Here is a 20150-nt window from a genome sequence, read left to right on the forward strand (position 1 = left end):
CCCCTCAATGCGCCACGCCGAGATAGGCATCGATCACGCGCTGGTCGCGTTTCACCTCATCGGGCGTGCCGTCCGCGATCTTGCGGCCGTATTCCAGCACGACCACGCGGTCGGAGAGGTCCATCACCACGCCCATGTCGTGTTCGATCAGGGCGATGGTGGTGCCGTATTGCTGGTTCACCTCCAGGATGAAACGGGACATGTCCTCCTTCTCCTCGAGGTTCATGCCGGCCATCGGCTCGTCGAGGAGCAGTAGGTCCGGCTCCATGGCGAGCGCGCGGCCCAGCTCCACGCGCTTCTGCAGGCCATAGGGCAGGCGGCCCACGGGGGTTTTGCGGATATGCTGGATTTCGAGGAAGTCGATGATCTCCTCCACGAATTTCCGGTGCTCCACCTCTTCCTTCATGGCCGGGCCATGGCGGAAGAGCTGCCAGAAGAAGCTGGAATTCATTCTGATCGAGCGTCCCGCCATGATGTTGTCGAGTGTCGACATGCTCTTGAAGAGCGCGACGTTCTGGAACGTGCGGGCAATGCCGCCGCGCGCTGCTTCGTAAGGCCTCATCTTCGGGCGCTTGACGCCCTTGAAGGTGATGCGGCCGTCGGTCGGATAATAGAAGCCGTTGATGCAGTTGAGCATCGAGGTCTTGCCCGCGCCGTTCGGGCCGATGATGGCGCGGATCTCGCTCTTGCGGATGTCGAAGGACACGTCGGTCAGCGCCTTCACGCCGCCGAAGCCCAGCGAGACGTTCTCGACGGCGAGCAGCACATCGCCCTTGGACAGCACGGGATGATCGGGCGCTCTCATTCGGCGGCCTCCGGGATGAGAGTGGACTTCTCGACGGGATAGAGCTTCATGTCCCTGATCTTCACGCGCGCCGAAATCACGCCCTTGCGGCCGTCCTCAAAGGTGACCTCGGTGGATATGTCCGCTTCGGGCGAGCCGTCGTAGAGCGCTTCGATCAACGGCGCATAGCGCTCGGCGATGAAGCCGCGCCGTACCTTCTGGGTGCGGGTCAGCTCGCCGTCATCGGCGTCGAGTTCCTTGTGCAGGATGAGGAAGCGCTTGATCTGCGCGCCGCCCATGCGCGGTTCGGAGGCGAGGGACCGGTTCACCTCATCCACATGCTTCTCGATCATCTCGTAGACACGCGGGTGTCCGGCAAGCTCCTGATAAGAAGCGTAAGTCACACCGTTGCGCTCGGCCCAGTTGCTTACCGCCACGAGGTCGATATTGATGAAGGCCGAGACGTAATCCTTGCCGTCGCCGAAGCAAACCGCTTCCTTGATGTTGGGATAGAACTTCAGTTTGTTCTCGACATATTTCGGCGGGAAGAGCGCGCCGTCGCGCATCTTGCCCACGTCCTTGGCGCGGTCGATGATCTTCAGGTGCCCATTGGCATCGAAGAAACCGGCGTCGCCCGAATGCACGAAGCCGTCCGGCGTCTTGGTCTCGGCAGTCTTCTCGTCGTCTTTGTAGTAGCCGATGAACACGCCCGGCGAGCGGTAGAGCACCTCGCCGTTGTCCGCGATGCGGATTTCCACCTCGGGAGCAGGGCGGCCCACCGTGTCGGCGCGGATCTCGCCGTCCGGCTGCATGGTGATGTAGACGCTTGCTTCCGTCTGGCCGTAGAGCTGCTTCAGGTTCACGCCGATGGAGCGGTAGAAGCGGAAAATCTCGGGACCGATAGCCTCGCCCGCCGTGTAACCCACCTTCACGCGCGTCATGCCGAAGCGGTTGCGTAAAGGCGCATAGACCAGCACGTTGCCGATCTGCCAGAGCAGGCGGTCCCATGCGCCGACGCCGCTTTCCTTGTTGAGGATCTTCTCGCCCACCTTGTTGGCGTGCTTGATGAAAAAATGGAACATGCGCCGCTTCAGCGCGCTCGCATCCTCGATGCGCACCATAGTGAGCGTGAGAATGCTCTCGAACACGCGCGGCGGCGCGAAGACATAAGTGGCGCCGATCTCGCGGCGGTCTTCGGCAACCGTCTCGGGGCTTTCCGGGCAGTTTACGCAAAGCCCGGCGAGGAAGGCTTGTGCATAAGAGAAGATGTGGTCGCCCACCCATGCGATGGGCAGATACGCCATGATCTCGTCGGTCTCGTTGAGATTGTCGAAATCGCAACCGATCCTAGCGGCCGCAATTACCGCATCGGATGTGAGCATCACGCCCTTGGGGCGGCCGGTGGTGCCCGAGGTATAGAGAATGATCGCAAGGTCCGCGCCCTTGCCGGATTGTAGCTCACTCTCGATCTTCGCGGCCTCGCCCGCGTCAGTGAGCCGAGCGCGTCCTTCCTCGATCACGGAAGAGATGGAATGCAAGCGGCTGTGGTCGTAGTCGCGCAGGCCCTTCACTTCGTCGTAGAGCACATGCTCCAGCCTCAGAAGCTGGTCGGAGACGGAAAGGAGCTTGTCGACCTGCTCCTGATTTTGCACCGCCGCGTGCGTCACCTCGGCGTGACTGAGCACATAGGCCATCTCCTCGGCCACGGAATCCGCATAGACGGGAATGGGGATCGCGCCGAGCCATTGGGCTGCCGTGATGGTCCAATAGAGATAGGGGCGGTTGTAGCCGATGACGGCGATCTTGCTGCCGCGCTCAAGGCCGAGTGCCTGCAGGCCTGCCGCATAGGCGCGGACAATGTCGTGGACTTCTTCCCACGTCCAGGATTGCCAGATGCCGAGATCCTTATGGCGGAACGCGGTGCGGCGGGGGCGAATGCGTGCATTCCGCGCCAGCAGTTTGGGGAACGTATCTTCGCGCGAGTCCGCAGCCGCCGTCACCGACGTCTCCTCCCTGACACCGCACGCTTAAGAGCGTGCGGGTTGGCCTCGTTTCCTCTGACGCGGCTGTTCTTGGGGGCCGCGCTGTTCTTGCCGGTCTATCGCCGGATGCTCTTGGTGAGCTTCATGGGAGGTATTCTGTCGTGCCCCTTCGGCATCGGCAAGGGCGGGTCACCAATACCATGGGCTAATATGCTCCCGCTTGCTTTCAGGGCAGGGGCGCGCCAACCGGTTCAGGCTTTACGGCACAGCCGTCAGGGATGCAGGCTCGATCTCATCCGCCCTCACCAGCCGTTCGATGCCGATCGTATTCTTGATGCGGTAGAGCCGGTCCCCCTCTTCGTGGGCGACAAGGCAAACGATGCAATACGTCCGGTGATCCGCATACCCTGAGGAGGAATGGGTAATCCGCACCAGCTGGCCGATATGGAAGGTATTCTGCATCTGCGCCTCCACCATCCTTCGAGATGCATCAGCGAGGGCGGATCAAGGATGATGGCTGCGGCGAAACGATGACAATGGAGCGCTCCGGCGCAGGACCGACACCTCGATCCAAGGCACCGTCAAGAGAACGTGATTACGCGGTGACCGCATTAACATAGGTGATGAGTGCGGCGCGCGAAGCGCAAAAGCCGCGCCATGGATTCAACCTCACCGCAGGCTTGGCCGGCGCTTTGGCGAAAGCAAAAGAAAAGCCGCGTCCGGATCAGATCCAGGAACGCGGCTCGCGCCGTGCAAGCCCCCATGCACGGCAGTCATTTTTTATGAAATGCGGTTGGTTATTTGTCGTGAATCGCCCCCATCAATGAGATGGCGTGTAACTCAATCCTTCACTCGGAAGAAGTAAGTGATACTACGTATTTTTACTGCCAAGGTTAGAGATGTCAGAGGTGGCAGCTATAGGAATGCTTGCGTAAACAGGGTTTGACCTTGGCTTTGGGGTAGTATCGGTAAGACGAAGTCTTTTTGTCGCATGCCGGGGATTGCTCTGAACTGTATCGGTGCGAGCCAGCCCGCCGCATGAAGCTTCGCGGCAGGCGCCTTACACCTACTCTCTTGAGTGACGTAAGGTAATGCGCTTACTGCCAAGCTGTGCTAGAGGAGGCCATTCTCCCTATGGCAGATGCGGGGCGGCAGAATGCGGTTGTTCTTGATCCTTGCGAGTGTGATCGGTTGTTCCCTTGTGCCGGCCAATGCGCAGACATGGTCCGCCCGTGGTCAATGTCCGCCCAATACGCGCCCGAGCGGTGCGTTCTGCCTGGTTAATGTTCCCGACTCCCTCCGCAACAGGGGCGTGTGCCCTGAGGATTACGTCAGCACGGCGGACGGCGCTTACTGCGTGCTCGCTCCGAGGAAGGATTGGGTCCGGGTCAGGGCGATCTGTCCGGCTGGATACCAACCGAGCTCCGGCGGGGAATTCTGCGTCGAAGGTTGAGAGAGCCTCGCCTCAACGAAGCGCCGAACAATCGCTCATGGGAAGCGTCGTCTGGCTCTTATGGTTGTAATAGGCCCGCTCCGCGCGGCTGTAGCTCCAGGGCTCATCGCTGCAATTGCGCCCGAAGGCTCCGAGATCGTTCTCGAAGATGACCCATTTCAACTCGGAATTGGGGCATTGCCCCTCATATTGCGATGAGACGGTGTTGATGCGCGGATAGCATTGCCTGCTCTGCGCGAATGCGCCGGCGGCAGATGCGAGAAGCATAATCGAAGCAGCTAAAAAACGCAGCATGTCGAACCCGTGCGTGTCTTTGTTAAGGCGTCATGAGATCGGTCGAGACAAGGTTTGATGAGCCGTCCGGCGTAAAGCCGTTTGGATCGCCTCACGCAACATCATTTCCTGTCCTGTATGACTAAATCATCCTTATTGAGCCTTGTAACAAGGCCATGGAACCAATGGCAACTGCTTCATCCTCGAGGGCTCGCTAATGGCCTTCAAGGCTTCTGCCGCCTCAGTTTCTGAGATCTTCATGCCGTAACTCCAGCAAGAAGAATAAACTAACCGAGGCTGCAAGGTCACGACCTGAGACATCCGTGGAGATCGTGCCCATTTCCTTGAAAGACTTTCAGGTCCTGCATCGAACGAATACGGGTGGCTCTCTCAGTCAAGAGATCGTATCCGCTCCTTGAAACGACGTTCGGATTCTCCACGCTGATAGGAGAGGCGATCCGACTTGCATAGCTTGCCATGTCCTGATTTCGGTTATGGACTATATAGACAGTGGATTGCCCCGCAGTTGCGCAGAATCGCTTCGGGATACTGAGCCAGCCGTCTCCGACCATTTTCCCTTCCCACATCGCAACAGGCGCGGGTGACAGATTGGTTTCCGTGAGGATGGCTAAACGATAAGCATCCCAATATTCCGCATATAGATTGCCGGAGCCGACGCGGATCGATTCTATCTCGCGCAGCTTTGAAAGAATGTCCTGAAGATTGGCGCGCAGATCGTGCTCATTCTGGCGAAAAGCCCCGCTGATGATCGGTAGAATAACGGGGCTGGCCATGATCAGTGAAGCCGCCGTGACCCAGCTGATGCCACGCTGGAGTGATGGCGTTTTCTTGAGGCATGCGTTCGCTACGATCCAGACCAAAGCAAACTTGATCATGAAAATGCCAGGCAGCGCATGGCGCGATACGGCATCTAATTTGCCTATTACCCCAACGGAAAAGCCGATGAGGCTGACGATTAAGCCTATCGCCCCGACGAAAATCGGAAGATCTGCCGGGATTGGATCTTCAACTGCGAAGGCTTTCAGTCTTCTTAAAAGAAGAAACAGTGACTTCCATGCGATCCAAACTGTCAAAGCGGCGAACGCGGTCATCGTTAGTAGGTGGGCGATTGAGAATAGGATCGCTCCTAGATCGTAGGAGGATAACGCCCTTGTCGAGAAGGCGACCGTCCGCAGATCATACAAAAGCTCGACCAGCTTCTGAACAACTCCGCTCGCTGTAATGCTGAAGGCCAGATGCGTGACCCCAGTGAGCTGAACATGCTGGAGAATGAGATGCCGAATGCAAAAGCCCGCTCCAAGTGCAAGTACAAAGATACCTGCTGACATGAAGGCACGACGGTTCAATGGAAACTGCACAATGCTTACGGCTAAGATCGCTGCAGTTGTCAGGATTGCTCGCGTGATGGAATCGATGGCCAAGAGCATCATGAAGGCGAATACAGACAGCACTGCGAGGCGGCCGGCCAGGCCCTTGTTGATCTGAAAGACGAGTACAGCCGCTGCCAGCGAGAGACTGCACTGCATAAGGTGTGATTGCTGCGCTAGAATGTAGTCAAATTCGTTGCCGCCCAATGGTATGAATAAAAGGCAAGCCGCAAGGAGAGGCGCGATGCTTCCTGGCCGGCAGAGCAAAAGGGTGAAGGCAACAATAGAAAACGCGACGGCGAACATAAGAGACGTTGCAAGGGCATATGCATCATAGCCGCTCATTCCGAGCTTCAACAAAGCGGCAATGGCGAATTGGGGGCGCAAAAAGAACAGATCGTTTCCGAACCTGAAAAGCTCTGGAAAAAGCTTTCCCTCATCCAAAATCTGCGTGGCAACGACATAGGCTACGGCGGAGTCGCTGTGAAACCGCTGCCAAAAGAACATGTTCATGAATGCGATATGCGCAAGAAAGGCCAGTAACACGACCGCAATCAAAATGATCGCGCTTCTTTTCGGCAGACCTGCACCGGATGTGCGCTGCTCACCGTAAATACTGGACATGCCCACTTGCGTCGCCTTTGTTGAGCCCACTTTCGATCTGCCGGCTTGAGGTGCCAGAGAGCTCGTGCGGTTCTTTGTTGCGCTCTTTCCGCCCAACCGAGTAACGATCCTCGGGCACTAACTCAAGCGGCTGGCGTAGGCTGAAAGCGAGGGGCGCATAGCTATTGCTTATCTCGCGCCCGGCCATGAGAGGAACATGGCAATTCTGGAAACATAATTGTCTAGCCGGGTGGGAAATTATTCTCCAGCCGCTCGTCCACGATTTTCAGAATTTCAGCTAAGTGCTTTATTTTGCAATTGGCTGGGGAACCTGGATTCGAACCAAGACTAGCGGAGTCAGAGTCCGCTGTTCTACCATTAAACTATTCCCCACCGAAGCTATTGAAAACCTTGTGCTTTTTCGGGATCTGAGCCGCAGCAGAGAAGGTTTTTCATTCCCGCATCGGGGACGGCGTGGAGATAGGACCCTTTTGTCGTGGCGTCAAGCCATGAAATTGAAAAGGCCATTCACTTGGGAAACTTTGGCTTCCGCTAAAGGCCGGAGCTTCGGTTGCCGGCAGCGTATAGGCTTCGGATGAGCCCTGAGCGGGTTGGATTTTCCTGCGATGTCTCGAAAGAGACAGGTGCGCAAGCGCACGGATTGACGTAAGGGAAGAATTTAATCGCAGGCATGGTTCGCTGAGCCGCTAGGGCGGTTCGCAAGACCACTGTTCTGATAGGGGTATTTCATTATGGCAACGGTTCGCGTCAAACCCGATGGTAGTGCTGTCGGCACGAAGGGCAACGACAAGGTCTACGGCAACAACGGCACCAACCTGATGTTCGGCAACAAGGGCAATGACACCCTTTGGGGCAGAGGCGGCGTGGACCTGATCGGCGGGGGCGACGGAAACGATGTCCTCTACGGCGAGTCCGGGTCCGATATCCTGAGCGGCGAGGCAGGAAACGACAAACTTTATGGCGGCACGGGCAATGATTTCCTGAGCGGAGGCCGGGGCAGGGATACCCTCGTCGGCGGCAGCGGCAAGGACACTTTCGTGTTCGAGACGAAGCTGAGTTCGAAGGAAGTCGACACCATCACCGATTACAGGGTCTCGGACGACGCGATCCTGCTGGATCTGTCCATCTTCACGAAGGTAGGCAAGACCAATACCGTCCTGAAATCCAGTGCCTTCACCATCGGGACGGCAGCCAAGGATTCGAGCGACCGGATCATCTACAACAAGGACACGGGTGCGCTCTATTACGATCCCGACGGCACAGGCGCGAAGGCTGCCGTGCAGTTCGCCAAGATCGCGGCCGGCCTCGCCATGACGCACAAGGAATTCCTGATCCTCTGAGCGAGAGCATTCAAAGCCGTGCTCTGTGCGTGGGAATCACTCATCGTCCAATGAGCCGCCTTCAGGCGGCTTATCCATGTCGAGGCTTCTCCTGAAAGCGGCCTCGTCCTCGGCCTCCTCAGCATCCGCCGCGATCCGCTCGTAGCGGTCCAAAGCCCCTTGCAGGATGTAGGCGGCTGCCATCTTGTCCACGGCGTCGGCGCGCTTGGCGCGGGAGGCGTCCGCGTCGAGCAGGGTGCGGGTGACGACCATGGTGGACATGCGCTCGTCCCAGAACAGCACGGGCAGCGGCATCAGGGGTTTAAGGTTGCGTACGAAGGCCCGGGTCGCCTGGGAGCGTGGCCCTTCCGAGCCGTCCATGTTGAGGGGCAGGCCAAACACCAGCCCGCCGACCTCGTAGCGCTCCACCAGCGCCTTGATCTGCTGAACGTCGGGGGTGAACTTCACGCGCTTGATGGTCTCGAGCGGCGTCGCAATCCGCTTCTCCACGTCCGAGAGCGAGAGCCCGATGGTCTTGGTGCCGAGATCGACGCCCATGAGGCGCACACGGGGCGGCAGTCCTTCGATGAAGGCGATCAACTCGTCATCCCTCGATAGCATCGGCGGCCTCCTCGTATGGCTGTCTCGATGACAGCCAGTATAGAGGAAGTGGGCTTGCGTCGAGACGCCGGTTATCATCCCCGGCGGATGAGGGCCGGGAACGACACGGAGTCTATTAGGCCGCTCTGCTGCTCAGGTCGGGAGACGGTGGAGCAGGGGTTCTGCCCTCCGAGAGGAAGGGTAGGGCTTCGCCCGATTCCCTGAACAGGTGGCAGGATTCCCCCGCCAGCGAGAGGCTGACCTGTTGTCCGGCCTCGTGATGCGCATCGCCCGGCTCGCGGATTGTCAGGCGTTGCCCCTGGCCGACATCCACATAAAGCAGGTGGTTCTCGCCCAGTTCCTCCACCAGTTCGATACGCCCGGTGAGGGTGCCTTGCGGAGACGCCTTTACATGGTCCGGGCGGATGCCGAGAGTGACAGCCTCACCCACGCGCACGCCATCCGCCGAGGTGGGAACGGTGATCGTGCCGGCATTGGGGAGCTGCACCTGCACACCGTCCGATCCGATGTGCGAGACCTTGCAGGCGATGAAATTCATCTGCGGCGAGCCGATGAAGCCTGCCACGAAGAGATTGGCCGGGCGGTGATAAAGCTCGAGCGGCGTGCCGACCTGCTCGATGCGGCCTCCGTTGAGAACCACGATGCGGTCGGCAAGCGTCATCGCCTCCACCTGGTCGTGGGTCACGTAGATCATGGTGGCGCGGGTGTCGTTATGGAGCTTTGCGATCTCGATGCGGGTCTGAACGCGTAGCGCGGCGTCAAGATTGGAGAGCGGCTCGTCGAACAGAAATACCTTCGGATCGCGCACGATGGCGCGACCGATGGCGACGCGTTGGCGCTGGCCGCCGGAAAGCTGGCGCGGCTTGCGGTCGAGGAGGTTCTCGATCTGCAGCATGCGCGCTGCCTCGCGCACCTTGGCGTCGATGGTCGTCTTGGAGGATTTCGCCAGTTCCAGGCCGAAGGCCATGTTGTCGTAGACGCTCATGTGCGGATAGAGCGCGTAGGACTGGAACACCATGGCGATGCCGCGCTTGGCGGGCGCGAGATCGTTCACGCGCTCATTGCCGATGAAGAGATCGCCGGAGGAAATGTCCTCCAATCCGGCGATGAGGCGCAGCAGCGTCGATTTTCCGCAGCCGGATGGCCCGACGAAGACGATGAACTCACCGTCCTTGATGGCGAGATCGACGCCGTGGATCACATGAGCCTTGCCGAAGGATTTGCGAACATTTTTGAGTACGACATCAGCCATTTGAAAGTCCTTGTTTATCCCTTGACCGCGCCCGCGGTGAGGCCCGCGACGATCTTGCGCTGGAAGACCAGCACCATGGCGATGATCGGTAGCGTCACAATGACGGAAGCCGCCATGATCGTGCCCCAGGGCAGTTCGTAAGCGGTCGATCCGCTCATGAGCGCGATGGCGGGCGGCACGGTGCGCTGTTCGTTGGTCAGGGTGAAGGTGAGGGCGAAGAGAAACTCGTTCCACGAGACGATGAAGGCGAGGAGCCCCGTCGTCACCGCTGCCGGCATCATGAGAGGCAGGAACACGCGGCGCACGACGATCCACGGCGTTGCGCCGTCGACGAAGGCCGCTTCCTCGATCTCCTTCGGCAATTCGCGCATGAAGGTGGTGAGCACCCAGACCGTGAAGGGCAGGGTGAGCATGAGGTTGGCGAGGATCAGGCCGGGCAGGGTGTTATAGAGCCCAAAGCTGCGGATCAGCTCGAACATGCCCGACAGCACCGCCACTTGCGGAAACATGGAAACCGCGAGGATCGTCATGAGCAGCAGCGACCTGCCCTTGAAGCGGATGCGCCCGAAAGCGTAGGCCGCGGTGATGCCAAGCGCCAGCGAGAGCGCCACGACGGAAGCTGCCACCACGATCGAGTTGAAGATGTTGGTGCCGAAGGGCTGGCGCTCGAATACGGCGATGTAGTTGGAGGCGTCGAACCGTTCCGGCCAGTAGGCCACCTTGAAGAGATCGCTCCCGGAGCGGAAGGACGAGATCACCGCGTAATAGAACGGGAAGATCGAGAACAGGCCAATAGTGGCGACAAGCAGCCAGAAGCCGATGCGGGTGAGGATTTTCATCGGGGATCTCCGCTCAAGCGGACCCGTCCCGCCGCCATGGTGATGACGATGAGAAGGGCGATGATGAGGAAGATGAGGGTGGAAGCGGCGGAGCCGAGGCCGACCTCCTGGAAATCCACGAGCTGCTGGCGCGCATAGACGGACATGGAGGCCGTATCGCGTGAGTTCGCGGTGAGCACGTAGATCAGGTCGAAGACGCGGAGCGCATCGAGAGCACGGAAGATCACGGCAACGATGAGCGCGGGCTTGATGAGCGGCAGCGTGATGCGGAAGAACACCTTCACGGGATGCACGCCGTCCACCTTCGCCGCCTCGTAGATGTCGCCGGGCAGCATCTGGAGGGCGGCCAGGATGAGCAGCGCCATGAAGGGCGTGGTCTTCCACACGTCCACCATCACGACCGTCCACAAAGCCGTGTCCGGGTTCGCCGTCCAGGTGATGGGCGCTGCGACGAGGCCGAGCTTCAGGAGCATATCGTTGATCACGCCGAACTGGTCGTGCAGCATCCAGTTCCACATCTTGGCGGAGACCACTGTGGGGATCGCCCAGGGAATGAGAATGACCGCACGCATGAGGCCGCGTCCGGGAAAGGACGCGTTGAGGATCAGCGCGACGATGGTGCCGAGCACGGTCTCGATGGAGACGGAGATTGCAGTGAACCACACCGTATTCCACACCGAGCGCCACCAATCGGGATCAGTGAGCAGGCCAAGCCACTCGCCGTCGTAATTGGCGAGGTAATTCTCGAAGCCGATGAACTGGTAATCGTTGAGATTGTCGAGACTGGCATCCGTGAAGCTGAACCAGATGGTCCGCGCGAGAGGCCAGCCTGCGATGAGGGCCAGCACGATCAGGGTCGGTGCGATGAAGACCCAGGCCGCCCTGATACGCGAGCGGGTGAGGGAAGAGCGGGCTCCCTGCACGGCTTCCCGTGCAGGGGAACTGACTTGGGCAACGGCGCCAGACATGATTATTGCCAGCCGTTGCGCTTGATCCGCTTCAGGTCACGGTCGAGGCGATTGAGCTCCTGTTCCGGTTGCGAGCGCTTCGAGAGCACCTGGTGCACCGCGTTGAAAAACTCGGTCGAGACCTTGTTGTAGTTCTGGCCCGTCACTGTCGCAGGACGCGCGACGGCATTGGAGAACACATTCGCCAGATCCCCGATGAACGGGTTTGCTTTGGCTATATCTGCATCGCCATAGAGCGACACGATGGTGGGGTTGAACGAGCCCTCAACCGCGCGGCGCTTCTGCTCCTGCTGACTCGTCAGGTACATGACGAGATCGGTCGCGGCATCCGCGTTCTTCGAGTATTTGGAAACAGCGAGAAGCTGGCCACCGAGTGAGCCTGCATGGCGGCCGTCCGCGCCGCCTTTCGGCAGGGGCGCGATGCCGACCTTGCCCTTGATGGTGCTGTCCGCGCCTTGCGCCAGCGCCCAGGCATAGGGCCAGTTGCGCATGAAGAGCGCATTGCCGGCCTGGAAGACGCCGCGCGCTTCCTCTTCCGTGTAATTGAGCACGCCTTCGGGCGTGACGGTGCCGACCCATCCGGCTGCGGTCTTGAGAGCTTCGGTCGCCTTCGGATTCTCGATGGTGATCTCGCCCTTCTCGTCGACGATGGTGCCGCCGTTGAACGAGGCCACCCATTCGAGAGCATTGGTGGTCAGGCCTTCATAGGCGCGGCCCTGCCACACATAGCCCCAAAAATCGCCCTTGCCGTCCTTGCGCTCGCCTTCCTGCACGATACGCGCGGTCTCGGTGAGGTCGGCCCAGTTCTGCGGCACGGGGCGCTTGTATTTGTCGAGCAGATCCTGGCGATAGTATAGCAGGCCCGCATCGGCGAACCACGGCATCGCCATGAGCTTGCCGTTCACGCGGCTCGTCTCGGCCATGGCGGGCAGATGTCCGCCGATCTCGCCCTGGCCCTTCGCGGTCAGGTCCTGCAGGTGCTGGGCGAGAATGCCGGTCCACACCACGTCGATCTGGAACACGTCGATGTCGCCCGCGCCTGCGGCGAGAAGCTGTTGATAGAGCGCGAGACGCTCGGTGGCGGAGTTCGGCGTCGAAACGATTTTGACCGTGTTGCCGGTTTGCTTGGCCCAGGCATCGACACCCTGCTTGCAGATTTCATATTCCTTGCCGAGCGCGCTGCACGAAATCGAAATCTCGACGGCGGAAGCGCTTGCCGATGCGAGCAGGCCTGCTGCTAACATGAGACTGGCGATAAGGCGTGACATGGCTATCCTCCAGCGGCTTTGAGAATTATTGCTTAGCTTCATAAGACGCGAGGGTGCACTTTGTTCCTTTGAAACATAGCCGTATGCCCTCTACGCCCCATCTCCATGCTCCTGAAATCGAAGGGTGCTCATATGAAAATTACCTGGTTCGGACATTCCGCCTTCCGGCTCGACTTCGCCGACAAGGCCGTGCTCATCGATCCGTTCTTCACCGGCAATCCGGCCTTTGAAGGCGACAAGGCGAAGATCACGGAAGGGGTCAGCCATATCCTGCTCACCCACGGCCACGGCGATCATGTGGGCGACACAGTGGACATCGCGAAAGCGACGGGCGCTAAGGTCGTCACCAATTTCGAGCTGTGCATGTACCTGTCGAAGCAGGGCGTTCAGAACATCGATCCCATGAACACGGGCGGCACCACGGATCAGGGCGGCTTTACCGTCACTCTGGTGCGGGCAGACCATTCCGCCGGTCTCGTGGAGATGGACGTGAATTTCCCGCTGGGCTCCGCCAACGGCATCATCGTGAAGGCACCCGGCGAGCCGACGATCTATCACATGGGCGATACGGACATTTTCGGCGACATGGCGCTCATCGCTGAGATCCACCAGCCGGACGTGGCCATGGTGCCCATCGGCGACCGCTTCACCATGGGCCCCGAGGTCGCGGCGCTCGCCGTCCAGCGCTATTTCAGTAACCTGAAGGCGGTCATTCCCTGCCACTATGCCTCGTTTCCGCCGCTCGTCCCCGATGCGGATAGGTTCGTGGCGGCCATGGAGGGCAAGGGCGTCCAGGTGGTGGTGCCGCACAAGACGGTCGGGGTGAGGGTTTGATTCCCTCAGAAAATGTCATCCGGGACGGCGGAGCCGATCCCGGATCTCCGCTGCGCTCCAGCCGGGAATGACACCAGGGAGCAGGACCACGCTCCTGCAAAGTTCTCACGGCCAAGCTAGAACTTGGCGGTTTCAAAGCCGTTGAATGGAGACGCTATGCTTGGAGTGAAACGTGGGAAATCTGACCTTCGATGGCCGTGGGCCTTATGACCTGCCTGACGCGACCCATGCCGACGCGCACAGGGACGGTGACGGGTTCGTCTTCTCGTTCCGGCTCTGGAGGTCGGAGCATGACTGGACCTTAGTCCGCATCAAGGTCTCCCACGAGCAGGCCGAGAAGCTACAGCGCCAGATCGGCGACGAGCGGATGAAGGCCGACGGCAGCACCATCATTTAAGGTCTAAAGGCGGTATCCGGGCCGGAAAGGGCTGGGCCCTTGGCTGCATATACGCCGTTGCCCCCCGAGGCAGGCGGGTGCTATAGCCCGCCCATCGGAATTCCAAGGGGTATGACCATTCATGTCGGTCGATGAGAAAACGGTCCGCCGCATCGCCCATCTGGCGCGCATTGCCGTGACGGATGCGGAGGTGCCTCACCTTCAGGGCGAACTCAACGCGATTCTCGCCTTCGTGGAGCAGCTCAACGAGGTGAATGTGGAGGGCGTCGAGCCCATGACCTCCGTGACGCCCATGAGCATGAAGAAGCGCCAGGACGGCGTGACCGATGGCGGCTATCCGCAAAAGATCGTCCAGAACGCCCCCGCCACGGAAGACAACTTCTTCCTGGTGCCGAAGGTGGTCGAATAAGAACCCGTCATCCCGGCCGGAGAGCCGGGATCGCCCGATCCAGTTATTTCTTCCAGACGATCCCGGGTTCCGCTTCGCAGCCCCGGGATGACAGGATGTGATCCAGTGACCGAACTGACCCATCTCACGATTGCCGAGGCCCGCGACGGGCTGAAGGCCAAGACCTTCTCCGCCACCGAGCTGACGAAGGCCCATATCGCCGCCGTGGAAAAGGCGAGGGCGCTGAACGCCTATGTGCTCGAGACGCCCGAGAAGGCGCTCGCCATGGCGAAAGCCTCCGACGACAAGATCGCCAAGGGCGAGGCCGGCCCGATGGAAGGCATCCCGCTGGGCATCAAGGACCTGTTCTGCACGGAGGGCGTGGTCTCCACCGCCGGCTCCAAGATCATCGGCAACTTCAATCCGCCTTACGAATCCACCGTCACCCGGAACCTCTGGAACGACGGCGCGGTGATGCTCGGCAAGCTCAACATGGACGAGTTCGCCATGGGCTCCTCCAACGAGACCAGCGCCTTCGGCCCGGTGGTGTCGCCCTGGCGTCGCGAAGGCTCGAACGTGAGCGCGGGTGCTGCCGGCCAGATCGAGGGCACGCATCTCGTGCCCGGCGGCTCCTCCGGCGGTTCGGCTGCGGCTGTCGCCGCTCATCTCTGCCTCGGTGCGACTGCAACGGATACAGGCGGTTCGATCCGCCAGCCCGCGGCTTTCACCGGCACGGTCGGCATCAAGCCGACCTATGGCCGCGTTTCCCGCTGGGGCACGGTGGCCTTCGCCTCGTCGCTGGATCAGGCTGGCCCCATCACCCGCACGGTTCGCGACGCCGCCATCATGCTGCGCTCCATGGCGAGCACGGACGCCAAGGACACCACCTGCGTGGACATGCCGGTGCCGGATTACGAGGCTGCCGTCACGCGCGGCGTGAAGGGCCTGAAGATCGGCATTCCGAAGGAATACCGCGTCGACGGCATGTCGCCCGAGATCGAGAAGCTCTGGCAGCAGGGCATCGAATGGCTGCGCGCAGCCGGCGCCGAGATCGTCGATGTCTCCCTGCCGCACACGAAATACGCGCTTCCCGCCTACTACATCGTCGCTCCCGCGGAAGCGTCGTCCAACCTCGCTCGTTATGACGGCGTGCGCTACGGCCTGCGCGAGAACGGCAAGGACATCGTGGAGCTTTACGAGAAGACTCGCGCCGCCGGTTTCGGCCGCGAGGTCAAGCGCCGCATCATGATCGGCACCTATGTGCTCTCGGCGGGCTATTACGACGCCTATTACGTGCGCGCCCAGAAGATCCGCACGCTCATCAAGCAGGACTTCGAGAAGGTTTACGCCCAGGGCGTTCACGCGATCCTCACCCCCGCCACGCCGACCGCCGCTTTCGGCATCGGCGAGAAGGGCTCCGGCGATCCGGTCGAGATGTATCTCAACGACATCTTCACGGTGACGGTGAACATGGCGGGCCTGCCGGGCCTTGCCGTTCCCGCCGGTCTCGACGCACAAGGCCTGCCGCTCGGCCTCCAGCTCATCGGCCGCGCCTTCGACGAGGAGACCCTCTTCGCCGTCGGTCAGGCCATTGAAGACGCCGCCGGACGCATCAAGCTGCCGACAGCCTGGTGGTGAGCGGCGTGGGACCGACCGTTCCCGTCATCCATCTCTGGGACTGGCTGCCCGCGGCCTTCGATCCGGTGCTGATCCTGATTGCCGTGCTGCTCGGCTGGAAGGCCGATCAGTTCGGCAAGGTGCTGATTGCCGCCATCGCGGCTCTGGCCTTATCCGTGCTGGTGTCCTGGCTCATCGCGAGCCTCGGCATTCCATGGGTTGCACCTGTACGCGCCGACGGGCTGACGCTGTTTCCCGTGCGTGTCATTGCGGCGCTCCTCTGGGCCAGCGCCGCCTATGGCGTGCGGCGCGCGGCCAAGCGCTAGTCGATCTCGATCCCGAACGTCGATTTCAAGCCTTTGCGTCCTGCCGCCGTGATCGCCAGGGCGCGGCTGTCCTTGATCCGCTCCACCCAGGCCAGATCGAACATTCGCGTGCAGAGCGCCGCTCCGAGGCGGCCCGCGAGGTGAGGGCGACGCTCGCTCCAGTCGAGGCAGGTCTTGCAGAGCACGCGTTTGTTCTTCTCGTCATCCAGATCGATGCCGAAGCTGCAGAGAAAACGTCGGCCCTTTTCCGTCAAAGCGCCTGCGCTCTCCGACAGCACCAGATGATCCTGCGAGGTGAGAGCGTCGGCAACCGCGATGCCGAGCCGGCCTGCCAGATGGTCGTAGCAGGTGCGGGCTTTGCGAAGCGCCTCATCTTTCGGCCCGACCGGGCGGTGGCGCTTCGGCCCGAAGGAGGCCAGCGCCATCATCGCCTCGATGGCCTGCGCCACTTCCGGAGAGGCAAGCCTGTAATACCGATGCCGGCCCTGTTTCGCCATCGCGATCAGGTTGGCCTCGGTGAGCTTGGCGAGATGGCCGCTCGTGGTCTGCGCGCTGACCCCGCTGTGCCAGGCGAGTTCGCTTGCCGTCAGCGCCCGTCCGTCCATGAGGGAGGAGAGGATGTTGGCGCGCGCCACATCGCCCATGAGGGCGGCGATTTCCGCAAGAGTGATGCCTGAGACCATCGGTGACATGGGGGCATCTTAGGGGATGCAACCTCGCCGGTCAGCAAAGAACATTTCGGCCGTGACCGAACTATTGCAGGGCGACAGGAAGGTCGCCGCATGCCAGTTTCGCGCCGCTTCGAAACAACGAGAAACGGGTGCGATTCCCATGGCAATGAGCCACCAGAAGACCAACTATGCCCTCGAGCTTTCCCTGCTGGCGGCGCTCGCGACCCTGTGGGCCGCGGCCTATACCTTCATCAAGGTCGGGGTCGAGACCATTCCGCCCATCACCTTGATCGCAACCCGCACCCTGATCGCCGGAAGCCTCCTGGTCCTGATCATGCGCCTGCGCGGAGTGAGCCTGCCGCGTGACCGGATGAGCTGGCGCAACTTCATGATCCAAGCCTGCCTCAACAGTGCCGTGCCCTTCACCCTCATCGCCTGGGCCGAGACATCCATCGATGCGGGGCTAGCCGTGATCCTGAACTCGATGACGCCGGTCTTCACCTTCCTGATCACCCTTGTCTGGTCCCGGCACGAGACGACCGGCCTCCGCAAATTCGCGGGCGTCGTCATCGGGCTGACCGGAACCTGCGTGATCGTCGGGAACCAGGCGCTGACGCATGTGGGGCAGGAGCTTTACGCGCAGCTCGCGGTCGTCCTGGCGGCCATGTGTTATGCGGGCGCGGCCATCTTCGGGCGCAATTTCAAGAATCTCGATCCCATGGCGCCCGCCGCCGGCTCCCTCCTGTCGGGTGCGATGATCCTGATTCCGATCAGCCTCATCGTCGACAAGCCCTGGACTCTGGCTCCTTCGGGCGCATCGGTCATGGCGCTGGTTGCGCTCGCGGTGTTTTCCACCTCCATGGCCTTCGTGATCTACTTCCGGCTCCTCCATACCCTGGGGTCGGTGGGCACGACGGCGCAGGCTTACTTGAGAGTGCCGCTCGGTGTGGCGATCGGTATCTACTTCCTTGGCGAGACACCCGATGCGACAGCTTTGGTAGGCTTGGTCTGCATTCTCATCGGCGTTGCCTTCATGACCCTGCCGGAACGCAAGCGCGTGGCCATAGCTGCGGCCTGACCATAAAGGAAAAGGGCCTGACCGAGGTCAGGCCCTTGTAGCAGTTTACGCAAGACGCAAGATTACTGCGGGTTAGCCGGGGCCGACGGAGCGGCCGGTGCCGGGGTAGACGGGGAAGCCGGAGCAGCAGGGGCTGCCGGAGAGGCTGGCCGGGTGCTCGGAGAGGAGCTTTCCGTCTGCGTGCCGGTGCTGCCCGTGGTGCTCGGCTCGTTGCCGCCATCATAGAAAAGGAAGGCCAGCAGGCCGAGGGCGATAACAAGACCGCCAATCACGTAAGCAAGAGTGTTTGAGCCGCGACCAGACGTATCGTAGACATTCGTCTCACGATTGTAGACGTTCGGTTCGCGATCCATGGGATCCATAGCCATCATTAAGCTCCTTGACCGTTTTACCTCCCGAACAACGCCTGATGTTGGATGCGGTTTCATCGCAGCGTGGCAATTATTTTAAATCTCTGTGCATAAAGCGGAATTAATCTTGGCCATGTTCCGGATAGTCTGAACGTCTGTTCATCTTCCGAAAGGGGTTGACCGTCCCTCGGGAGGCTCTTACTCCGAGCGGGAAAGACAAGATATTAAAGGCGCACGGCTCATGAACGCTCCGGTCAACCCCAAGAAGCTCATCAAAGGCGCGACAGGCGATTGGGAAATCGTCATCGGCATGGAAATTCATGCCCAGGTGACGAGCCAGGCCAAGCTGTTTTCCGGCGCCTCGACAGCCTTCGGCAACGACCCGAACAGCAACGTCTCCCTCGTGGACGCGGCCATGCCCGGCATGCTGCCCGTGATCAACGAGGAATGCGTGCGCCAGGCGATCCGCACGGGTCTGGGCCTGAAGGCCGAGATCAACCTGAAGAGCACCTTCGACCGGAAGAACTATTTCTACCCGGATCTGCCGCAGGGCTACCAGATCAGCCAGTATAAGAGCCCCATCGTGGGCGAGGGCGAAGTCATCGTGGACGTGCCGGAAACCGGCGAGACGATCACGGTGCGCATCGAGCGCCTGCATCTCGAGCAGGATGCCGGCAAATCGATCCACGACCTGCACCCCACCCTGAGCTTCGTCGATCTCAACCGCTCCGGCGTCGCGCTGATGGAAATCGTGTCGAAGCCGGACCTGCGTTCGGCGGACGAGGCACGCGCCTATGTCACCAAGCTGCGCACGATCCTGCGTTATCTCGGCACCTGCGACGGCGACATGGACAAGGGCAATCTCCGCGCCGACGTGAACGTGTCCGTGCGCCGCCCCGGCGAGGAACTCGGCACCCGCTGCGAGATCAAGAACGTCAACTCCATCCGCTTCATCGGCCAGGCCATCGAAGTCGAGGCGCGCCGCCAGATCGCGATCATCGAGGACGGCGGCAAGATCGACCAGGAAACCCGCCTCTACGATCCAGGCAAGGGCGAGACCCGCTCCATGCGCTCGAAGGAAGAGGCGCACGATTACCGCTACTTCCCCGATCCGGACCTGCTGCCGCTCGAATTCGACCAGGCCTATGTGGACGACCTCGCGCAGCATTTGCCGGAACTGCCGGACGCCAAGAAGGCTCGCTTCATGGCCGATTACGGCCTGTCGCCCTATGACGCGGGCGTGCTGGTGGCCGAACGTTCCTCCGCCGACTTCTTCGAGGAAGTCGCGAAGGGCCGCGACGGCAAGGCCGCCGCGAACTGGATCATCAACGAGCTGTTCGGCCGCCTCAACAAGGAAGGCAAGGACATCACGGAGTCCCCGGTTTCAGCATCCCAGCTCGGCGGCATCATCGAGCTGATCGGCGAGAACGTGATCTCCGGCAAGATCGCCAAGGACATGTTCGAGATCGTCTTCACGGAAGGCGGCGACCCGCGCGACATCGTCGAGAAGCGCGGCATGAAGCAGGTGACCGATACGGGCGCCATCGAGAAGGCCGTGGACGAGATCATCGCCGCCAATCCCGACAAGGTTGAGCAGGCGAAGGCGAAGCCCACGCTGCTCGGCTGGTTCGTCGGTCAGGTGATGAAGCAGACCGGCGGCAAGGCCAACCCGCAGGCCGTGAACGATATCCTGAAGGCGAAGCTCGGGATCGAGTGAT

20 protein-coding genes and 1 tRNA gene are annotated in these 20150 nt (G+C 60.9%); 8 read left to right on the forward strand and 13 right to left on the reverse strand.

The annotated features are described in order from the left end of the window. Positions 1 to 4: 4 nt before the first annotated feature. The 6 genes from MHY87_RS16355 to MHY87_RS16380 form a co-directional block, all read right to left on the reverse strand. Complete coding sequence (locus MHY87_RS16355; protein WP_239353612.1) at positions 5 to 805, reverse strand: ABC transporter ATP-binding protein; 801 nt, start codon at positions 803 to 805, stop codon at positions 5 to 7. Further along, complete coding sequence (locus tag MHY87_RS16360) at positions 802 to 2784, reverse strand: AMP-binding protein (RefSeq protein WP_239353614.1); 1983 nt, start codon at positions 2782 to 2784, stop codon at positions 802 to 804. Before MHY87_RS16360 ends, MHY87_RS16355 begins: the two co-directional genes overlap by 4 nt. Before the next feature lie 240 nt (positions 2785 to 3024). Then, entirely contained in the window at positions 3025 to 3228 is a 204-nt protein-coding gene (locus MHY87_RS16365) for a hypothetical protein (RefSeq protein WP_239353616.1), read from the reverse strand. Between the two features lie 1003 nt (positions 3229 to 4231). Continuing rightward, on the reverse strand, positions 4232 to 4513 hold the full coding sequence (locus tag MHY87_RS16370; RefSeq protein WP_239353618.1) for a hypothetical protein: 282 nt from the start codon (positions 4511 to 4513) through the stop codon (positions 4232 to 4234). Between the two features lie 284 nt (positions 4514 to 4797). Then, on the reverse strand, positions 4798 to 6504 hold the full coding sequence (locus tag MHY87_RS16375) for a hypothetical protein (protein ID WP_239353620.1): 1707 nt from the start codon (positions 6502 to 6504) through the stop codon (positions 4798 to 4800). 298 nt (positions 6505 to 6802) lie between these two features. After that, a tRNA-Gln gene (locus MHY87_RS16380) sits at positions 6803 to 6876 on the reverse strand. Positions 6877 to 7235: 359 nt separating this feature from the next. Between MHY87_RS16380 and MHY87_RS16385 the strand changes: the two genes are divergently transcribed. After that, a complete protein-coding gene (locus tag MHY87_RS16385) occupies positions 7236 to 7844 on the forward strand; it encodes a calcium-binding protein (protein ID WP_239353622.1) in 609 nt (202 codons plus the stop codon). A gap of 36 nt (positions 7845 to 7880) precedes the next feature. On the opposite strand, the gene ruvX is transcribed toward MHY87_RS16385, so the two are convergent. The 5 genes from ruvX to MHY87_RS16410 all read right to left on the reverse strand — a co-directional run bounded on the left by ruvX (position 7881) and on the right by MHY87_RS16410 (position 12771). Beyond that, entirely contained in the window at positions 7881 to 8444 is a 564-nt protein-coding gene (gene ruvX, locus MHY87_RS16390; RefSeq protein WP_239353624.1) for a Holliday junction resolvase RuvX, read from the reverse strand. Between the two features lie 115 nt (positions 8445 to 8559). Next, positions 8560 to 9696, reverse strand: a complete 1137-nt coding sequence (locus MHY87_RS16395) for an ABC transporter ATP-binding protein (protein ID WP_239353626.1) — start codon at positions 9694 to 9696, stop codon at positions 8560 to 8562. Between the two features lie 14 nt (positions 9697 to 9710). Beyond that, positions 9711 to 10535, reverse strand: a complete 825-nt coding sequence (locus MHY87_RS16400; protein WP_239353628.1) for a carbohydrate ABC transporter permease — start codon at positions 10533 to 10535, stop codon at positions 9711 to 9713. Beyond that, entirely contained in the window at positions 10532 to 11503 is a 972-nt protein-coding gene (locus MHY87_RS16405) for a carbohydrate ABC transporter permease (RefSeq protein ID WP_239353629.1), read from the reverse strand. Before MHY87_RS16405 ends, MHY87_RS16400 begins: the two co-directional genes overlap by 4 nt. Before the next feature lie 2 nt (positions 11504 to 11505). Next, complete coding sequence (locus MHY87_RS16410) at positions 11506 to 12771, reverse strand: ABC transporter substrate-binding protein (protein ID WP_239353630.1); 1266 nt, start codon at positions 12769 to 12771, stop codon at positions 11506 to 11508. Positions 12772 to 12903: 132 nt separating this feature from the next. Between MHY87_RS16410 and MHY87_RS16415 the strand changes: the two genes are divergently transcribed. The 5 genes from MHY87_RS16415 (at position 12904) to MHY87_RS16435 (ending at position 16333) form a co-directional block, all read left to right on the forward strand. Next, entirely contained in the window at positions 12904 to 13605 is a 702-nt protein-coding gene (locus MHY87_RS16415; RefSeq protein ID WP_239353631.1) for a metal-dependent hydrolase, read from the forward strand. 172 nt (positions 13606 to 13777) lie between these two features. Continuing rightward, positions 13778 to 14002, forward strand: coding sequence for a hypothetical protein (locus MHY87_RS16420; protein ID WP_239353636.1), 225 nt, complete (start codon positions 13778 to 13780; stop codon positions 14000 to 14002). A 121-nt stretch (positions 14003 to 14123) separates the two neighbouring features. After that, a complete protein-coding gene (gene gatC / locus MHY87_RS16425; RefSeq protein ID WP_239353638.1) occupies positions 14124 to 14411 on the forward strand; it encodes an Asp-tRNA(Asn)/Glu-tRNA(Gln) amidotransferase subunit GatC in 288 nt (95 codons plus the stop codon). A gap of 105 nt (positions 14412 to 14516) precedes the next feature. After that, on the forward strand, positions 14517 to 16028 hold the full coding sequence (gene gatA, locus MHY87_RS16430) for an Asp-tRNA(Asn)/Glu-tRNA(Gln) amidotransferase subunit GatA (RefSeq protein WP_239353640.1): 1512 nt from the start codon (positions 14517 to 14519) through the stop codon (positions 16026 to 16028). A gap of 5 nt (positions 16029 to 16033) precedes the next feature. Next, positions 16034 to 16333, forward strand: a complete 300-nt coding sequence (locus tag MHY87_RS16435) for a hypothetical protein (protein ID WP_370644966.1) — start codon at positions 16034 to 16036, stop codon at positions 16331 to 16333. Here the strand turns inward: MHY87_RS16435 and MHY87_RS16440 are convergent. Further along, positions 16330 to 17025, reverse strand: coding sequence for a helix-turn-helix transcriptional regulator (locus MHY87_RS16440; RefSeq protein WP_239353644.1), 696 nt, complete (start codon positions 17023 to 17025; stop codon positions 16330 to 16332). The genes MHY87_RS16435 and MHY87_RS16440 overlap by 4 nt on opposite strands. A gap of 145 nt (positions 17026 to 17170) precedes the next feature. On the opposite strand from MHY87_RS16440, the gene MHY87_RS16445 reads away from it, so the two are divergent. After that, positions 17171 to 18082, forward strand: coding sequence for a DMT family transporter (locus MHY87_RS16445; RefSeq protein ID WP_239353747.1), 912 nt, complete (start codon positions 17171 to 17173; stop codon positions 18080 to 18082). Between the two features lie 62 nt (positions 18083 to 18144). On the opposite strand, the gene MHY87_RS16450 is transcribed toward MHY87_RS16445, so the two are convergent. Then, positions 18145 to 18450 carry a hypothetical protein gene (locus MHY87_RS16450; protein WP_239353646.1) on the reverse strand — a complete coding sequence of 102 codons (306 nt, stop codon included), beginning with the start codon at positions 18448 to 18450 and terminating at the stop codon, positions 18145 to 18147. Between the two features lie 223 nt (positions 18451 to 18673). Here MHY87_RS16450 and gatB point away from each other — a divergent pair, with 223 nt between their 5' ends. Beyond that, positions 18674 to 20149, forward strand: a complete 1476-nt coding sequence (gene gatB, locus MHY87_RS16455) for an Asp-tRNA(Asn)/Glu-tRNA(Gln) amidotransferase subunit GatB (RefSeq protein ID WP_239353648.1) — start codon at positions 18674 to 18676, stop codon at positions 20147 to 20149. Position 20150 lies beyond the last annotated feature (1 nt).

It is taken from the genome of Microvirga sp. ACRRW (assembly GCF_022346925.1).
Taxonomy (GTDB): domain Bacteria; phylum Pseudomonadota; class Alphaproteobacteria; order Rhizobiales; family Beijerinckiaceae; genus Microvirga.